This window comes from Undibacterium sp. 5I1 (assembly GCF_034314085.1).
GTDB lineage: Bacteria > Pseudomonadota > Gammaproteobacteria > Burkholderiales > Burkholderiaceae_D > Undibacterium.
The window spans coordinates 1,711,859-1,730,724 of sequence record NZ_JAVIWI010000001.1 but is presented as its reverse complement, the minus strand read 5'-3'; the positions used below and the strand labels follow the sequence as shown (position 1 = coordinate 1,730,724).

Sequence of the window (18,866 nt, the reverse complement as noted above, 5' to 3'; positions counted from 1 at the left end):
TTCTCCTTGTATTGATAATTATGTCTGGATTTGTTCCCTCCCATCGCCTGGCAAGATTCGCTGATCTGCCAGCGATTGTCGCTATCTATAACTCTACTGTTGCTTCCCGTCAGGTCACTGCCGATACTGACCCAATATCGGTTGAGTCCCGACACGCCTGGTTCAACGAGCATACGCCAGACAAACGTCCGCTGTGGGTGATTGAAGACAATGGAAAAATTTTAGGCTGGCTGTCATTTTCTAATTTTTATGGACGGCCCGCGTATTCCGGCACAGCAGAGCTTTCTATTTATTTACATGAGGATGCCCGCGGTAAAGGCTTGGGGCGATATTTTCTGAATCAGGCGATTGCCTATGCTCCGCAAATCGCAGTACATACTCTGCTGGGATTTATATTCGGTCACAACACACCCAGCATGAATTTATTTGCCAAGTTTAACTTTGAGATTTGGGCAAATATGCCCCGTGTTGCTAACTTGGATGGCATTGAACGTGATTTGATCATCATGGGGAAGCGGATTAGCTGAGACTGAACTTCCATCTGTTTTAAGGTGCTTTAAGTCGTTTTGAGCCTGTCTAGGCTTAAAAAGAGTAAAATCCGGCATCGAACCTCAATGGCTTGCTTTCTCAACGGAAGACAAGCCATATATTTTTATAGGAATCACTCATTATGCTGAGCTATCGCCACGGCTTCCATGCAGGCAACCACGCAGACGTTCTCAAGCATTTCGTCACAATTCAATTACTGAATTATTTAGGTCAGAAAGATACGGCCTACACCTACATAGACACGCATGCTGGTGCTGGTTTGTATTCGCTGGATGCTGGTTATGCAACAAAAAATGCCGAATTTGAAACCGGCATTGCTCCGCTGTGGGATCGCAAAGACTTGCCGCCTAGCCTGGCTGAATATGTTGACCTGGTTAAAGAGCTAAATCCAAGCGGCAAGATGCGCTACTACCCCGGCTCGCCTTATTGTGCCGACAAAATCTTACGTGAACAAGATCGTCTACGTTTATTCGAGCTACATCCTAGCGAGATTAAAATCCTGAGCGAGAACTTCCGTAAGCTCGATGCGCATCTGGCAGCGCAGGGACACAGACCGACCACCAGAGGCAAGCGTGTCATCATTGCCGCTGGTGACGGCTTTGAGGGTGTAAAGGCTTTGTTGCCGCCACCATCACGCCGTGGTCTGGTTTTAATTGACCCTCCGTATGAAGTAAAAGATGACTACCGCCGCGTCAAAGATACGGTGGAAGATGGTTTAAAGCGTTTCCCTACCGGTACATTTGCTGTCTGGTACCCAGTGCTGAATCGTCAAGATTCCAAGCAATTACCTGAAAGATTGAAGCGTTTGCAAGCCAACGGTTGGCTCAATGTGACTTTATCGATTAGCGGACCCACGCCAGACGGTTTTGGTTTGCATAGCAGCGGTATGTTTATTATTAACCCGCCATGGACACTGGAAGCCACGCTGAGAGAAGTCATGCCGTATCTGGTCAAAGTCTTGGGTCGCGATGCAGCCGCAGGTTTTCTGCTGGAATCTGGAGAGACGCAAACTATTGGTAAGGGACGTAAAAAAACGACTTAATCGTTGTGCAAGTGCTATTTGCCTGCGGAGCAAATATCGTCAGTAATTTGAGCCAACGTTGGAGCAACTTTGGCGTAAATGATGTGATCCATGATTTGAAATAGATTGCCGGGGCAGAAATGTCGCCGGCAATTTTTTTATATGCAAATTCAGTCACAGAAAAATACATCAAAAACCGATTGAAAAATGTCTCAAATTGGCGGTTTTTAATACCTCTCTGTTGCATTGCAATATCGGTATTTTTATGAAATCGAGGATTTACTCTAATGAGGATGCCAGAATATAAAAAATTTCTCAAAAAACATGGTGCCTTGCAACATAAATAAGGATTGACGAATTAGTACGGTCGTACAAAAATCAGGGCGAAAGAATTTAATTCGGTAAATAAAACAAAAAAGCGAACCGAATTACAAAACCTTGCATGCTTGCCAGATATCTAATAACTTAGAATAACTTAGCACTACTTCGGGAGAACAGATGTCGCAGTATCAACAAAGTCCGGTGATGGGACAAATGATGAGTAAGCCTCTGCTTATTTCCAGTTTGATTGAACATGCAGATCGTTATTTTGGTAGCAGCGAAATAGTCTCAAGGCGTGTAGAGGGCGATATCCATCGCTATAACTACCGCGAATGCCATAGCCGCGCTAAAAAGCTCGCCAATGCGCTTAAACAATTGGATGTCAAAATTGGTGACAGAGTCGCCACATTAGCGTGGAACGGTTATCGCCATCTGGAAGCTTATTATGCGGTTTCCGGTTCCGGTGCTGTATTGCACACGATCAATCCTCGTTTGCATCCAGAACAGATCAGCTACATGGTGAATCATGCGGAAGATCAATATTTGTTCTTCGAGATAAATTTTTTGCCTATCATCAAAGCCATTGCCAGTCATTGTCCGACTATCAAAGGCTACATCATGATGTGCAGCCGCGAGCATTTACCCACAGACGGTGCTGTACCTAATTTGATGTGTTACGAAGATTTGATCGACGCTAATTCAGATGATTTTGTCTGGCCTTTATTTGACGAAAACTCCGCATCTAGTTTGTGCTACACGTCTGGTACTACGGGTAACCCCAAAGGCGCACTGTATTCGCACCGTTCAACTGTCTTACATTCTTATGCATCGGCAATGCCAGACGGATTAAATGTCTCTGGCCGTGATTGCGTGCTGCCTGTGGTGCCGATGTTCCATGTCAATGCCTGGGGTTTGCCATATTCGGCTCCACTGACGGGAGCAAAACTGGTTTTCCCTGGCCCAGCCCTAGATGGCAAATCTTTATACGAATTATTTGAGCAGGAGCAAGTTACCTTTTCTGCGGGCGTACCTACGGTCTGGCTGGGCTTGCTGACGTATGTCGCACAAAATAATTTGAAGTTCTCTAGTTTTAAACGAACTGTAATTGGTGGCTCGGCATGCCCTCCAGCCATGATGAAAACCTTACGCCATACCTACGGGGTAGAAGTTGTCCATGCATGGGGCATGACTGAGATGTCGCCATTAGGTACTACTGGTACCTTGATGGCAAAGCACAGTTTATTGTCCGATGAGGCACAACAAGCAATCTTGGAAAAACAAGGCCACGTAATCTATGGCGTTGACATGAAGATTGTGGACGATGCAGGCAAAGAATTGCCTTGGGATGGCAAAACCTATGGTAACTTGCTAGTCAAAGGTCCATGGATTATCAGCAGTTATTATAAGCACGAAGGTGGTGATGTTCTTGAGGATGGCTGGTTCCCGACAGGTGACGTTGCAACTATTGATGCTGATGGTTATATGCAGATTACAGACCGTAGTAAAGATGTGATTAAGTCGGGCGGTGAATGGATAGGCACGATTGATCTGGAAAATGTAGCAATGTCCCATCCTGCCGTTTTACAAGCTGCATGTATTGGTATTTTTCATCCAAAGTGGGACGAACGTCCTCTTTTGCTGGTCGTAAAAAAACCAGGTGCAGAGATAGAAAAACAAGAACTGATCAGTTTTTATGAAGGAAAAATTGCAAAATGGTGGATGCCAGATGACGTTGTTTTCATTGACGCCTTACCTTTAGGTGCAACAGGAAAGATCTTGAAAAATAAATTGAGAGATCAATTCAAAGACTATCAATTACCAACGGCTTGATTTAAAAGGGAGGCAGGATTGAGTAGCGCATTTTTACTCAAAAGTTCTAAAGCAAGAAAGAAGCACAGACAACAATAAAAAAGATTTTAAAAATTCTATCAACATCCACAAATAAAATATTGGAGTGAGACAAATGAAATTTCAATTACGTACACCGGTGTTAGCTGTTGCCCTGGCATTATCCGCACCACTGACGATGGCAGACACAATCAAAATCGCTTACATCGATCCACTGTCAGGCCCATTTGCACCCGTGGGGCAAAATATTCTGAACTCGTTTCAGTACGTGGCAGATAAAGCCAATGCTGAGGGCTGGGCTGGTCCGCATAAATTTGAAGTGGTTGGCTTTGATAATAAAAGTAGCCCACAAGAATCCTTAAGCGTACTGAAAACCGTAATCGATAAAGGTTTCCGTTATATCACGCAAGGTAATGGTTCTGGTGCCGGTTTGGCGTTAGAGGATGCGGTCAACAAATACAACGAACGTAATCCTGGCAAAGAAATTGTTTACCTCAATCACGCAGCTGTTGATCCAGACATGACCAATAGCAAATGCAGCTTCTGGCATTTCCGCTTTGATTCCAACTCAGACATGAAAATGGAATCCCTGACGACTTATATGGCGCAGGATAAAAATATCAAGAAGGTTTATATCATTGGTCAGAACTACTCTTTCGGTCAGCAAGTTACCCGTGCCGCGAAAGAATATCTGGCACGCAAACGCCCTGATGTACAGATCGTTGGCGATGATTTACATCCAATTGGTCAAGTCAAAGATTTCGCTCCGTATATTGCAAAAATTAAAGCATCGGGCGCAGATAGTGTCATCACAGGCAACTGGGGTGCTGACTTGGCGCTCTTAATTAAAGCGGCTAAAGATGCAGATCTTAAAGCTAACTTCTACACCTACTATGCTGCAACAACAGGTGTGCCGACTGCAATGGGTGCGGCGGGTATAGATAAAGTGAAATACGTCGGCTACTGGAACCCGAATAATGAAACTTTCGCCGGTAAAGATATCGTTGAGGGTTATAAAGCAAAGTACAAAGAAGATTACTATTCTATGGCGACGTATTCTATTCTTTCGTACATGGCTAAAGCCGTGAAAGATGCCAAATCGATAGAGCCAAAAGATGTTGCTTTCGCTATGGAAGGTTCCAGAGTTAAAAGTTTAAATGGCGACACCGTGATGCGTAAGCTGGATCATCAAATTCAGCAGCCCTTATACATCGCAACTTGGGTCAAAGTGAACGACAAAGACGTTAAGTTTGATCAAGAAAATACAGGCATGGGCTGGAAGACAAATCAGAAAATTGATGCCTTTGTCGCTACTCAGCCTTCTTCATGCCAAATGAAGCGTCCAGGTTAATTAATCAGATAAAGAGAGCAGCACTTTGGTGCGCTCTCTTTTTTTCTTGTTAATTAGTACGATCGTCCATTTTTTCCAAAAGGATCTTTGCAGTGGAATTTACATTGATCACCTTGCTGAACGGGGTTAGTTACGGACTGCTCTTGTTTATGCTCTCCTCTGGACTGACGCTGATTTTCAGTATGATGGGCGTACTCAATTTCGCCCACGCCAGTTTTTATATGATAGGTGCATATTTTGCCTATGGCATCAGCTCCAAACTTGGCTTTTGGCCTGCGTTGCTCGTTGCCCCTTTGCTTGTTGGCGTCTTGGGAGCACTTGTAGAGCGTTATGGCCTGCGTTCAGTACATAAATACGGGCATATTCCCGAACTATTATTCACCTTTGGCTTGTCTTATGTGATTGTGGAATTAGTGCAGTTGATCTGGGGACGCTCTACTGTGCCGTATGCGATTCCTGCTGCATTGGATGGCCCTTTATTCACTTTGTACACAACGACTTTCCCGATGTATCGCGGCTTTATGATGTTTGTCGCCTTACTGATGCTGATCTCGATTTATTTATTGTTGACCAAAACTCGTATCGGTCTAGTGATACAAGCTGCATTGACACACCCAGATACGGTAGAGGCGCTGGGACACAATGTGCCACGCGTATTTATGCTGGTGTTTGGCGGCGGTTGCGCGCTGGCAGGATTGGCTGGCGTTGTCGGCGGCAATGCTTTTGTTACGGAGCCAGGTATGGCAGCGACACTAGGTAGTATTATTTTTGTCGTGGTGGTGGTCGGAGGCATGGGCTCGTTAGCGGGTGCTTTTGTCGCCTCAATACTGATTGGCGTCGTACAAACATTTGCTGTCGCACTGGACTATTCATTTGTGACGGTGTTCGCAAAAATGGGGACACAAATTACCGATACAACACCCGGTTATGCTCTGCTCAATCTCACAATTGCGCAGACTGCACCCATCATGCCTTACCTAATGTTGGTACTTATCCTCATCTTCCGGCCACGTGGTTTGCTGGGTACTCGCGAAGGATAAAAAATGACAAATACTCTTAACTATAAACCTCTCAATCTGGTGCGCTGGATTGTATGGGGCTGCTTTGCTCTGATGTTGATCGTTGCGCCATTGATTTTTAAGTCCGGCGGATCGCTTTCTCTGCTGTCTCAAATCGGTACGCTCATGATTTTTGGCCTGTCCTTCAATATGCTATTGGGGCAGGGTGGGATGCTTTCATTTGGACATGCAGTGTATTCGGGATTGGGGGCATTCTTTTCCATTCATGCGATGAATTTAGTCACGAATGGCTCGCTCATTTTCCCAATTACTCTCATTCCCTTAATCGGCGGCGTTGCCGGTATGGTATTTGGCGTCTTGTTTGGCTACGTCACGACCAAAAAATCAGGAACAACATTTTCTATGATCACATTAGGGATCGTTGAACTGGTATTTGCATGTTCTTTGATGTTTCCAAATTTCTTCGGTGGCGAAGGCGGCATTTCAACTAATCGTGTCATTGGTCAGCCATTTTTGGGTATTACTTACGGCCCCCAAATTCAGGTGTATTACCTGATTGCGTTCTGGTTATTTATCAGCACGATCGGTATGTATGCTTTTACTCAAACCCCATTGGGACGCTTGACGAATGCGGTGAGAGATAATCCAGAACGGGTAGAGTTCATCGGGTATAACACACAGTGGGTGCGTTATCTAACATTGATTCTTTCTGCGTTTTTTGCCGGGATTGCAGGTGGTTTGTCGGCGATTAACTTTGAAATTGTCAGCGCCGAGAATGTCAGTGCCGTGCGTTCTGGTGGTGTTTTGTTGTTCACTTTTATTGGTGGAATTGGCTTCTTCTTTGGACCATTGATCGGTGCAGTACTTGGCGTCATGCTGACAGTAATGATGTCTGATTTCACCAAAGCCTGGCAATTGTACTTAGGGATTATTTTTATTCTTGTGGTGATGTATGCACCTGGTGGTGTGGCCAGTATTTTGATGATGAATTTACGCGTTGCTAAGTTTGGATTGTTTAAACGTGTCTGGTCACCGATGTGGAAATTATTGCTGGCGTCCGCCATCGCCGTGATTGGCATCGTACTCGCCATCGAGATGTTATATCAGCGCACCTTAGAGGCGTCGCAAACTTCCACAATGAACCTGTTTGGTGTCAATCTCGATACAGCCTTGCCAAGTTCATGGCTGATTGCTACCGCCTTTATCGTAGTTGGCGTCGCCGGATTTATCTTTGCTAAACCACCATTCCAACAAAAATGGGGCGAAGTGAATACCGAAATCGAAGAGCAAATGCGGAGGGTGCAAGCATGAGTCAGTTCTCCCTCGAATTAAAAGAAGTCAGAAAAAGTTTCGGCAAATCAGAAATCATCCGTGGTGCGACCTTGCAAGTACCCAAGGGCGAACGCTTTGCGATTATTGGACCAAATGGTGCGGGAAAATCGACGCTGTTTAATTTAATTTCTGGTCGCTTCCCGATCACTTCTGGCGATATTTTATTGAATGGTGAAAGTATTTCTACGCTCAAGCCGTTTGAAATCAATCGTCGTGGTCTATCGCGCTCTTTCCAGATTACCAATATTTTTCACCGTTTATCGGTATATGAAAATTTGCGCTGTGCGGTCTTATGGTCGCTAGGCTACAAATATTCTTTCTGGCATCGGCTGAATGGTTTAAAAGACGCACATGAACGTGCCGAGGCGGTGTTGGAGCAAATTGGTCTCAAGCGGCGTCGTAATATTACTGCTGGCTTGCTAACTTACGCCGAACAACGTGCGCTGGAAATTGGCATTACGATTGCCGGTGGTGCCGATGTAATCTTGCTGGATGAACCTACTGCAGGGATGAGTCGTTCAGAGTCGGATGCCGCAGTCGAGCTGATTCGTAAAGTCACCGTGGGCAAAACATTGCTCATGGTGGAGCACGACATGAGTGTGGTGTTTGGTCTGGCAGATAAAATTGCCGTAGTCGTTTATGGTGAAGTCATTGCCTGCGACACCCCGATGAACATCCGAAACAATCAAAAAGTGAAAGACGCTTATTTAGGTGGGCATGCACCTGTGGAGGCAGCAGCATGAGTGCATTGTTAGAAATTAAAGATTTAAACGCTTTCTATGGCAAGAGCCATGTTCTGCATGGCGTCGATTTGGTGGTGAATCAGGGAGAAATTGTTAGCCTGCTTGGACGCAACGGCGTTGGTCGTTCGACGACAGTCAAAGCGACGATGGGGCAGGTGAATTCGACAGGCTCGATCAAGTTTAAGGGCGAAGAAATTATCGGCTTGAAGGCGTTCCAGATCGCTCACAAAGGCTTGGGATATGTTCCGGAAAATCGCGATATTTTTCCAACACTGACCGTCGAGCAAAATTTGATTCTGGGCGAAAAATCCGGCAAAAAATCACGCTGGGCTCTGGACGATATGTATCAGATGTTTCCTCGCCTGAAGGAGCGCCAGCATACTGCTGCTGGGGTTTTGTCAGGTGGCGAGCAACAAATGCTGACGCTGTGCCGCACCTTGATGGGTGATCCTGATTTGATCATGATTGACGAGCCGACCGAAGGTTTAGCGCCAAAAATCGTAGAACTGGTCGCTGAATATTTGAAAGAGCTTAAGAATCGCGGCATTTCAGTCTTATTAGTTGAGCAGAAGCTGGCAATTGCGCTAGAGATTTCTCAACGGGTGTATGTCATGGGACATGGCTGCATTGTGTTTGAAGGCACCCCAAGCGAGTTACGTGCTAATGATGCTATCCGTCGTGAGTGGCTGGAAGTTTAAATATACTCTACCCCAGTAATATTTATTCGTCCAATGATTCTCTGGACAATCGGCATACTTTCCTTGTTTTTAAGGGGAGTATGTCGAATAGTTGATGTTTAAAAAATTTTTATGTTGAAATAATACGATCGTACTATTTTGCGGTATAGTGAATGTCGGTGAATGAAACTAAAGCATTATTTAATGCAATAGTTTTAATCTGGCAGTGATCTGCACTGTACTGGTTAAATAGCTTATCTAAGCCTGCCAAATCAATAACATTTCAACCTTTAGGAAGAGACATGAGCGCAGAATATCAAGTCAACGGCAATGTTGCCGTCATTACGCTAAATAATCCCCCTGTGAATGGTTTGGGTCACTCCACGCGCAGTGCGATTGTTGAGGGCATGAAGCAAGCCTTAAACGATGACGCGGTTAAAGCAATTATCATCACGGGCGCGGGCAAAGCGTTTTCTGGTGGTGCGGACATTAAAGAATTCAATTCACCTAAAGCCATGGCAGAGCCAACGCTGCATACGGTGATCAACGTGGTGGAAGGTTCCAGCAAGCCTGTTATCGCTGCGATTCATTCTGTCTGCATGGGCGGTGGTCTGGAATTGGCGTTGGGTTGTAACTATCGTGTCGCTATCGCTGGCGCACAAATCGCTCTGCCAGAAGTTAAACTCGGCATTTTGCCGGGGGCGGGCGGTACGCAGCGTTTGCCACGCGTATTAGGTTTGGAAATGGCCCTGAACATGATCGTTTCCGGAACTGCTATTCCTTCTGAAAAGTTGGCAAAAACAGCCCTGTTCAATGAAATGATCGAGGGCGATCTGATGCAAGGTGCGCTAGCATTCGCGGCTAAAGTCGCGGATGTGCGACCTTTGCCAAAAGTACGTGACATTAAAGTTAACTATCCAAATTACGAAGCCTTTTTACAGTTCTCACGCAACACTGTGCGTGCCATGTCAGGACCTTTCCCTGCTCCATTGAAATGTGTCGAAGCCGTTGCGGCTTCCATCACGCACAAGTTTGACGATGGTATTAAATTTGAGCGCGAACTATTTCTTGAGTTGGTTCAGACCACAGAATCTAAAGCTTTGCGTCATGCCTTCTTCGGTGAGCGTGCCGCCAGCAAACTACCTGATGTACCGGAAGATACTCCAGTTCGTCCAATCAAATCTGCTGCCGTGATCGGTGCAGGTACGATGGGCGGTGGCATTGCGATGAACTTTGCTAATGCCGGCATCCCGGTACAAATTCTAGAAATGAAGCAAGAAGCATTGGACAAAGGCTTGGCAACGATTCGTAAAAATTACGAAAATACCTTGAAAAAAGGCAAGCTGACGCAAGAAAAATTTGACCAGCGTGTTGCGCTGATCACTGGTACTTTGTCTTACGAAGCCATCGGCCAAGCGGACATCGTAGTAGAAGCCGTATTTGAAGACATGGGTGTGAAAGAGCAGGTATTCAAAAAGTTGGATGAGGTTATGAAGCCTGGTGCGATACTCGCGTCGAACACATCCACACTGGACGTCGATAAGATCGCTAGTTTTACCAAACGTCCGGAAGATGTCGTCGGAACGCATTTCTTCAGCCCAGCCAATGTGATGAAATTGTTAGAAATCGTCCGTGGCAAAAAAACCGCAAAAGACGTGCTCGCTACGACCTTGGCCTTGTCCAAAAAAATCAAGAAGACCGGCGTAGTGTCTGGTGTCTGTGATGGCTTTATCGGTAATCGTATGATCGAGCAATACAGCCGTCAAGCCGGTTTCTTGCTGGAAGAAGGCTGCACACCGGAGCAGGTTGATAAAGCGGTCGAAAAAATGGGCTTTGCAATGGGTCCATTCCGCATGGGCGATTTGGCTGGTAATGATATTGGTTGGTATATTCGCAAACGCCGCTATGTAGAAAAACCAGAAGTAACCTATTCCAAAACTGCAGATTTACTCTGTGAGTTAGGACGCTATGGTCAAAAAACAGGTGCAGGCTGGTATGACTACAAACCGGGCGACCGTAAAGCGTATCCATCGCAAATCGTCAACGACATGATCGTCAAGCATTCTGCCGATCTTGGTGTTGAGCGTCGCAAAGTCAGCGATCAGGAAATTGTTGAACGTTTGATCTACGCATTGGTCAACGAAGCCGCACACATCCTAGAAGAGGGCATCGCTACCCGTGCATCAGATATCGATATGGTCTACTTAACCGGCTACGGCTTCCCTTTGCATCGCGGTGGCCCGATGTTCTACGCTGACACTGTTGGTTTGCCAAATGTCGTCATGGCGATGGATAAATACGCCAAAGGTCGTCACGGCGACGCATGGAAAGTAGCACCGTTGCTGGCAAAGCTGGCAGTAGAAGGAAAAAGCTTCAACGGTTAAACAAATATTAAGTAGTTGAAATTTCAGTTGAAATATAAAATGCGCAGCGTAAAACCTGCGCATTTTTGTTTTTAATCCAAGATTAAAGACGCTAGTTAAAGAGTGTCAACTTGCAATTGATTGTGCCTAATCATTCCAATCCAATAGGATCGCATTTTGGAGGTAGCCTTGTTTTCACTATATTTGTTACACTTAAACACTCATCTTTAGTGTCATTTACTATTCTGGTTACTTATGAAAATTCAATCTGCTCTTATCGCTAGTTTATTTTTGGTGGCGTCTCCATTGTTTGCGGCGACAGACAAATCTAGTTCTGTCGCAGCCAGCGCCGATCACAGTGGGATTGACTGGCGCAAAGATAACGATGTTGACGCTGCCTTTGCCCAAGCTAAATTAGCTAAAAAACCTTTGTTCTTGTATTGGGGAGCAGTTTGGTGCCCGCCTTGTAATCAGGTCAAAGCAACGATTTTTAATCGTCAGGATTTTATTGACCGTTCCCGTCATTTTATCCCTGTGTATTTGGATGGCGATACGCCAAGTGCGCAAAAATTAGCGGCGCGCTTCAAGGTACGCGGTTATCCCACCATGATTTTATTTAAGCCAGATGGCACTGAAATCACGCGCCTTCCTGGCGAAGTTGACTCTGACCGCTACTTACAAGTACTGACCTCGGCGATGAACAGCAGTTTATCTGTGCAAGATAGTTTGAAGCTGGCGCTTGCTGGGAGTAAAAAAATCAGCGCAGAGGACTGGAGCTTGCTGGCAGATTATTCTTGGGATGATCCTGAACAGAAATTGGTCAGCAGCAAAGATGTCGTTGCAACGCTCCTGCGTTTGTCAGAGCTGAGTCCAAATCCTTCTAATGCGACACGTTTTTACCTCAAGGCTTTAGCGATTACCGCGAGCGCATCTCCTGGCTCAGTAAAAGTAAGTATTGATAAAACGAAGGCCTTAGATAAACTGACTAAAGCATTAGCCGATCAAAAAAACGCTCGTGACAACATGGATCTGGTGACTGGCGTACCGGGTGAACTGGTCGAATTTTTGACGAGTGCTAAATCCGATTTACGCAATCAATTAGTCGCCACCTTCAATGCTGCATTAGTCAAGCTCGCAGATGACGCCAGCTTATCGAAGACGGATCGGTTGGGAGCAATTAATGGTTTGGCCACTTTGGCAACGCTAGATAATGCCAAGCCTGATGCCGCATTTCTAAAAGATATACAAAAGCGGGTAGTACAAATTGAGCAGGCGACTACCGATGCCTACGAGCGCCAGTCAGTCGTCAACGCTGCGGCACATGCGTTTGGTGCAGCAGGCATGATGGATGAGTCAGATAATTTGTTGAAAGCTGAATTAAAGCGCTCTCATTCTCCGTATTACTTTATGTCCAGTCTCGCATCTAATGCAAAAAAACGTGGTGACAAGACCGCCGCTGTCAATTGGTACGAGCAAGCCTACAATGCGGCAAAAGGTCCTGCCACACGTCTGCAATGGGGCGCTAGCTATGTGAATAGTTTGATTGAGTTGGCACCGACTGAAGATGCACGCATTGAGAAGGCGACTCAAAGTGTATTGTCAGAAATTGGCGCAACTGAAAATGCGTTTTATGAGCGTAACCGTTCCTCGCTGGACCGGATGGGTAAAAAGCTGATGGACTGGAATAAAAATGGCAAGCATCAGGCGTCGTTCCAAAAAGTACGCAGCCAGCTTGACGGCATTTGTGGCAAATTACCAGCGAGCGATCCGCAACGTGCAGCCTGTCAGTCGGTATTGGTAAGTACAAAATCTTAATTAGTTTTTTATCCGTAATCATTTGGGTCGATGCGTTGTGGGTCGATGTTTTGATTACGGATTTATTTGACCCAGATTTTCCATTAGACCGCTACCACTTCGCAAAAAACGCAGACGGCGTGCGGTCTTCAGAGGGACAGCACCACCGCGATTTGAGTGGGAACGCTACAGCGACAATTGCACCTTTGGCGAACTGCTTGGCGTTGTTGCTCCTCCTAGCAAGATGCAGCTTGCGTCGTCGTCGCGTCTAGCCAGTCAGTTCGCCAAAGGCACACATGTCGCTGTTCCAATGGAAAATCTGGGTTTAATATACTCCCCATTTTCCATTTTAAAATTGAGTCATCGTCCAATGATTACATGGACAATTAATATATACATACTACAAGTATGCCATTGGCGCGCGTAATCATCCAGTCCTGTTTATATCGTAAGATGAGCTGAAAATGTCCAGACGCTTATCTGTTTCTCGGTATTATTTTCGTATTATTCAGTCGCACTTGTTGCATTGTAAGACGAATAAGAAGCCTTATAGACCATCATGATCTATAAGGCTTTTTGCTAATTAATTTGCTAATTAATTTGCTAATTAATTCGCTGAATACCAGGCAAGTAACTTGATTTCATCTAGCGTTTATGCCGGCAACAATATTCTGCCAGGGTTGCGTCTGGCGATGCCAGTGAAGGCAAAATCAACTTCAGGGTAGTGTCCAGAAACGATATCTGCAATCGCGCGACCTGATCCCGCACCCATTGTCCAACCCAAAGTGCCATGACCTGTGTTGAGGTAAAGATTGCTGTATTTGGTCTTGCCGATGTATGGCACATTGGATGGTGTCAACGGACGCAAACCGGTCCAGTAGGTTGGATTCTCGTAGTCGCAGGCGTTCGGGAATAATTCGCGGGTGCGGCGGGTAATTGCTTCGCAACGAGCCGTATTTAAATCACGGCCATAGCCGTTGACCTCGCAAGTGCCGGCAACGCGCAAACGGTCACCCAGGCGCGACACAACTAATTTATAGCCGTCATCAGTCAACGAAACCGTTGGTGCTTCGTCAGGATTGGTGATCTGGTAGGTAGCGGAATAACCTTTGCCTGGATAAATCATCAGATTGACGCCCAAAGGCTTTAACAATGGCTGTGAGAAGCTGCCCATTGCCATTACAAAAGAATCCGCGCGCAAGACTTTATGACGGCCTTCTGCATCAATGACTTCGACGCCGACAACTTTAGCCGACGAGCCGCTGCCCTCGGTCAGTAAGCGAGTAACGCTAGTATTAAATTGGAAATCGACACCTGCTTCGGCAGCTTTTTTAGCTAAGCCGCTAGTAAATTTATAGACATCGCCGGACTCATCGGTCTCTGTGTAATCGCCACCGACGATTTTGTCCCGAATACTGGCAAGTGCTGGCTCGATGCGTACGACTTCGTCTGCGCCGATTGAATCACGCTGACAACCGAGATCGCGCATCAATTTTGCGGCTGGTAAGGAGTCATCAAATTCTTTTTTGTCAGTATAAAAATGCAAAATACCTTTGGTTAGACAGTCGTAGTCGATGCCTGTTTCAGCACGAACTGCTTGCAAGGTTTGACGGCTGTATTCAGAAATCGCCACGATTTGGCGGATGTTGTCTGCTGTGCGCCCTGGTGTGCATTCGCGTAAAAAACTCATGCCCCAGAGCCATTGCAACCATTCTGCCCGTGGGCGGAATAGTAAAGGCGCGTCTTCTTTGCCTAACCATTTTAAGACTTTAAGTGGTGCTGAAGGATTCGCCCAGGGTTCGGCGTGAGAGACAGAGATCTGGCAGCCGTTGGCAAAACTGGTCTCTTGTGCCGCACCGGGCTGACGCTCGATCACAGTAACATCATGACCTTGCTTTTTGAGAAACCAGGCAGAAGAGGTGCCGATAATGCCAGAGCCGAGAACGATAACTTTCATGGGGAGAATCTCCTAGAGCGACAGTTTTGCGAGGAATTCGCGATAGCGAGATTGTAGAAAGTTATTGCTTATTAATGCAATCAATCAGAGGGCAAATGTTTTTATTTTTAAAAGTAATTTTTTGAATTGTGTTTATAAAACAAAAATAATCGAAAATTATTTTTTATTTTGTAATTTTGACTTTAGTGATCTCTTGTGTCACCGCACGGGTGATTACTTCTTCCATTGTTTTGTGTAAACCACCACGAATTTCGATTGCCAGGCTCTCGACGGCGGTTTGTAATACATCAGCGAGACTATCGCGTACACGATGCTCCAGCACAAAATCAACTCTTGATAACACCTGACGTAATACATTTTCTCTTAAGGTTTGCTCTAGCTTTTGCCAGTCTTCTTCGCTGAGTTGCATTGCTGTTGGTGCTGTGTTCGATACTACGTCTGATCCAGTAATCTGGTTGACTGGCGCAGCTATCGTCGCAGTGCCAGGGGCGACTGCCGGGGAGAATTGCGTGCCGGGTTGAATAATTTCGGTAAGTACCGGAATACTGGCATCGATTTGATTGCTCATTTGACGTGATAACTTATGAAGGGCTGTGGGGAATAACTTAGCTTACTCTGCTGTACTTAATTACCTTACTTTTGCAGCGCCGTTAGGCGCATTGGCATTGGTGTGGGATAAAGTATGTCCTTGTTGCTGATAAAAGCGATAACGCTCCCGTCCTGCGGCGGTAGCGGCATCGTCCGTTGCGATGATTTCTATCATGCGTTCAAACTGATCAAAATGGCTGGGTGTAGTTGCCGTTAAGTTAATCAATAACTGATGATGCGGAAATATCGCTGTGACGTCATCCGTCAAGATCACTGGTGTATGAGTCGCCAGTGCATCGCCCTGCATCACATGCGGTAAAAAGTCGATTTCTGAAAACGTCCATAGCGCACTATTCAGCGCATCTAACTGTGCCCGGTTGCTATCAAATACTACCACTTGACAATTTGCCGCTCTGGCCTTACGGATCAGGCGGCATGTGTAGTTCAGCTTGTCGGGTACATTGCTATGGAAATCAATCCGCATCATTTTTGATCTTTAAATTTGTTTTTATTTTATTGTCATTTTATTGTTGCAGCGAAGCTCTTGAACCTAAAAGTTAAGCTTAAAAACGGAATCCGCCTTCATTATTGGTGTTAGCCGGAGGCAGATTTTTTTGCCGTGCTTTGCTGCTGTTCCCATTATTGGCAGCATCCTTGGGTTTTGCAGCTGGTGTTGGTGCGGCCGCTTCTGCTGCTGAATATTTGAAATCTTTTGGCAGTTTGTCCGTTTCTGGATAGCCCGCACTACTGAGCGCGGTACGCCATTCACTGGTATCTAAACCTCGGAATTTGCTACTGTTAATAACTAATACTGGCAGCTGAGTATCTCCACTCACTTCTTTGAGTTTTTTTACATCGTCATCGGATTTGACCGTTTTTTCTTTAAAAGGAATACCGCTTCCTTTCAGAAAAGCGCGCCCTTCGTTGCAAGGACTGCAATCGGGACCTGTGTAGAGCGTCACCGGGTTTTTTGCTGCTGCGGCGCCTAACTCGGGCGGCAAATTACTGGCAGGTTCACCGCTATCCAGTGATCTGGTTTGCACTTGCTTCACAGAAGGTGGCGGCGGTACGTCGCTGTAAGTGACTTTGCCATCCGCACCAACCCACTTATATAACTGCGCCTGGGCACTGCCCATGGCGAATACACCTAACACTGTGCTGATTAGTAAGAGCCGGGTAGGTATTGATATTTGCTGTTTCATCATATTCTCCGTGTTCTCTATAAACGTCAGGCAGCCATGCCACTGTGGCGTAATAGCGCGTCAATCGCAGGCTCTCTGCCACGGAACGCCTTAAAAGATTCTAGTGCTGGACGCGAGCCGCCGACTTCTAATACTTGTGACTGAAATTGTTGTCCCACTTTACGTGACAGTGTACTGCCTTCCGCTGCGCTGGCGTCTTCAAATGCCGCATACGCATCGGCAGACAAAACCTCTGCCCATTTATAGCTGAAATAACCCGCTGCATAACCGCCTGCAAAGATATGGCTGAAAGAATGCTGAAAGCGGTTAAACGCTGGTGGATTGAATACCGACACTTGTGCTCGTACCGCATCTGCAATCGCTTGTACATTTTGCTGCTGGTTAGAGCCAATCGCATCATGCAGACGCATATCAAATAAAGAAAACTCGACCTGACGCAGGGTCTGCATACCTGACTGGAAGTTTTTTGCAGCAATCATTTTGTCGTACAGCGCGCGCGGCAATGGCTCGCCTGATTCTGCATGAGCTGTCATCCCTTGCAAAACATCCCATTCCCAGCAGAAGTTTTCCATAAACTGAGATGGTAATTCGACCGCATCCCACTCCACGCCGGAGATGCCCGAAACGGACAACTCCTCGACTTGCGTCAATAAATGATGCAGCCCATGACCAAATTCATGGAACAGTGTAATCACTTCATCATGCGTGAACAGGGCAGGTTTGGTCACACCGTTAGTCGTGACTGGCTCGCTAAAATTACAGGTCAGATATGCGACTGGCGTTTGTATACCGGTGGCAGTACGGCGCCGGCCACGTGCATCATCCATCCATGCGCCGCCTCGTTTACCGCTACGTGCATATAAGTCGAGGTAGAACTGTCCGACGAGTTTGCCAGCTTTTTCTAGCCGATAAAACTTGACATCAGGATGCCAGCTTGGCGCATGGTCTAGCCAAATTTCTACTGCAAACAAGGTTTCGATCACATTGAACAAGCCTGCGACGACTTGCTGCTCTGGGAAATATTGTTTCAATTCTTGCTCAGAAAAAGCATAGCGTTGTTCACGCAGTTTTTCCGAGGCGTAAGTCGTATCCCAGGATTGCAAATCATCGATGCCCAATTGATCTTTAGCAAAACTGCGTAACTCCGCTAAATCTTTTTCTGCAAAAGGGCGGGCGCGGTTCGCCAGATCTAATAAGAAATGACTGACCTGCGCTGGCGTTTCTGCCATCTTGGCCACCAGCGATACCTCGGCAAAATTGTGATAGCCCAGCAAATGAGCTTCTTCCTGGCGCAAGGCTAGCAATTCAGTCATGATCTCAGTGTTGTCCCACTCGGGATTGCTTCCTAACTCAGATGCCTTGGTTGCATTGGCGCGGTAGATCGTTTCGCGCAGGGCACGATTATCTGCGTATTGCAGTAGTGGGAAATAAGACGGGAAATGCAGCGTAAATTTACAACCCGGCTTACCGTCTTTTTCAGCAGCCGATTTTGCTGCTTGTAACACATCGTCAGGCAAGCCTTTTAACTCGTCCAGATTATCGATGAACAAACTGTAGTCATTAGTTGCATCTAGTACGTTTTCTGAAAACTTAGTAGAAAGTGCGGCATGTTTTTCTTGTACTTCTGCATAGCGGACTTTTTTGTCGTCCGATAATTCGGCTCCACCCAGACGGAAATCGCGTACAGCGTTGTTGACGATGGTTTGTCTTGCTGGCGTAAAGTGTGCAAATTCCGGGCTAGATTGCAAGGCTTTGTACTTGTCGAACAGCGCAAGGTTTTGACCCAAAGCGGTCCAGAACTCCATGATAATGGGCTGGTTCTCGTTATACGCGGCACGTAATTCTGGCGTATCTGCAACACCGTTGAGGTGACCAATAATGCCCCAGGCGCGACCGAGTTTTTCTGTCGCGTTTTCTAAAGGCTCAACAAAATTGTCCCACGTGACGGGATCTGTTGCCGCCTCCAGTTGTGCAACCACTGCACGATTTTCTTCCAATAACAAGGCAATCGCTGGCGTTATGTGCTCAGGTTTGATGGCATCGAAGCGTGGTAAATCGCTAAAGTCAAGCAGGGGATTTTGTTGCGTCATTGTTGTTCCAG

Annotated in this window: 15 protein-coding genes; 10 read left to right on the top strand and 5 right to left on the bottom strand. The window is 46.2% G+C overall.

What is annotated here, in order from left to right:
• Nucleotides 1-20 precede the first annotated feature (20 nt).
• The 10 genes from RGU72_RS07700 (at nt 21) to RGU72_RS07655 (ending at nt 13,039) form a co-directional block, all read left to right on the top strand.
• On the top strand, nt 21-527 hold the full coding sequence (locus tag RGU72_RS07700; RefSeq protein WP_322119174.1) for an N-acetyltransferase family protein: 507 nt from the start codon (nt 21-23) through the stop codon (nt 525-527).
• A gap of 143 nt (nt 528-670) precedes the next feature.
• Complete coding sequence (locus RGU72_RS07695) at nt 671-1,591, top strand: 23S rRNA (adenine(2030)-N(6))-methyltransferase RlmJ (protein ID WP_322119173.1); 921 nt, start codon at nt 671-673, stop codon at nt 1,589-1,591.
• A gap of 477 nt (nt 1,592-2,068) precedes the next feature.
• Nucleotides 2,069-3,721: a 3-(methylthio)propionyl-CoA ligase gene (locus RGU72_RS07690; RefSeq protein ID WP_322119172.1), complete on the top strand. Its 1,653-nt coding sequence runs from the start codon at nt 2,069-2,071 to the stop codon at nt 3,719-3,721.
• A gap of 196 nt (nt 3,722-3,917) precedes the next feature.
• The gene (locus RGU72_RS07685; protein ID WP_416200157.1) at nt 3,918-5,090 is read left to right on the top strand and encodes a branched-chain amino acid ABC transporter substrate-binding protein; all 1,173 of its coding nucleotides are present in this window, start codon (nt 3,918-3,920) and stop codon (nt 5,088-5,090) included.
• A 149-nt stretch (nt 5,091-5,239) separates the two neighbouring features.
• Entirely contained in the window at nt 5,240-6,130 is an 891-nt protein-coding gene (locus tag RGU72_RS07680) for a branched-chain amino acid ABC transporter permease (RefSeq protein ID WP_416200156.1), read from the top strand.
• 3 nt (nt 6,131-6,133) lie between these two features.
• The gene (locus tag RGU72_RS07675; protein WP_322119169.1) at nt 6,134-7,420 is read left to right on the top strand and encodes a branched-chain amino acid ABC transporter permease; all 1,287 of its coding nucleotides are present in this window, start codon (nt 6,134-6,136) and stop codon (nt 7,418-7,420) included.
• Complete coding sequence (locus RGU72_RS07670) at nt 7,417-8,184, top strand: ABC transporter ATP-binding protein (protein WP_322119168.1); 768 nt, start codon at nt 7,417-7,419, stop codon at nt 8,182-8,184. Before RGU72_RS07675 ends, RGU72_RS07670 begins: the two co-directional genes overlap by 4 nt.
• Complete coding sequence (locus RGU72_RS07665) at nt 8,181-8,882, top strand: ABC transporter ATP-binding protein (protein WP_322119167.1); 702 nt, start codon at nt 8,181-8,183, stop codon at nt 8,880-8,882. The genes RGU72_RS07670 and RGU72_RS07665 overlap by 4 nt, the downstream gene beginning before the upstream one ends.
• Before the next feature lie 281 nt (nt 8,883-9,163).
• Nucleotides 9,164-11,245 carry a 3-hydroxyacyl-CoA dehydrogenase NAD-binding domain-containing protein gene (locus tag RGU72_RS07660; RefSeq protein ID WP_322119166.1) on the top strand — a complete coding sequence of 694 codons (2,082 nt, stop codon included), beginning with the start codon at nt 9,164-9,166 and terminating at the stop codon, nt 11,243-11,245.
• 234 nt (nt 11,246-11,479) lie between these two features.
• Nucleotides 11,480-13,039: a thioredoxin family protein gene (locus RGU72_RS07655; protein WP_322119165.1), complete on the top strand. Its 1,560-nt coding sequence runs from the start codon at nt 11,480-11,482 to the stop codon at nt 13,037-13,039.
• A 631-nt stretch (nt 13,040-13,670) separates the two neighbouring features.
• On the opposite strand, the gene RGU72_RS07650 is transcribed toward RGU72_RS07655, so the two are convergent.
• The 5 genes from RGU72_RS07650 to RGU72_RS07630 all read right to left on the bottom strand — a co-directional run bounded on the left by RGU72_RS07650 (nt 13,671) and on the right by RGU72_RS07630 (nt 18,855).
• Nucleotides 13,671-14,975 carry a D-amino acid dehydrogenase gene (locus RGU72_RS07650; protein WP_322119164.1) on the bottom strand — a complete coding sequence of 435 codons (1,305 nt, stop codon included), beginning with the start codon at nt 14,973-14,975 and terminating at the stop codon, nt 13,671-13,673.
• A 163-nt stretch (nt 14,976-15,138) separates the two neighbouring features.
• On the bottom strand, nt 15,139-15,543 hold the full coding sequence (locus tag RGU72_RS07645) for a hypothetical protein (RefSeq protein WP_322119163.1): 405 nt from the start codon (nt 15,541-15,543) through the stop codon (nt 15,139-15,141).
• 60 nt (nt 15,544-15,603) lie between these two features.
• Nucleotides 15,604-16,050 (bottom strand): DNA polymerase III subunit chi, encoded by a 447-nt coding sequence (locus tag RGU72_RS07640; RefSeq protein ID WP_322119162.1) that lies wholly within the window; start codon nt 16,048-16,050, stop codon nt 15,604-15,606.
• Between the two features lie 76 nt (nt 16,051-16,126).
• Complete coding sequence (locus RGU72_RS07635) at nt 16,127-16,765, bottom strand: glutaredoxin family protein (RefSeq protein ID WP_322119161.1); 639 nt, start codon at nt 16,763-16,765, stop codon at nt 16,127-16,129.
• A gap of 26 nt (nt 16,766-16,791) precedes the next feature.
• Nucleotides 16,792-18,855, bottom strand: a complete 2,064-nt coding sequence (locus tag RGU72_RS07630; protein WP_322119160.1) for a M3 family metallopeptidase — start codon at nt 18,853-18,855, stop codon at nt 16,792-16,794.
• Between the last annotated feature and the right edge of the window lie 11 nt (nt 18,856-18,866).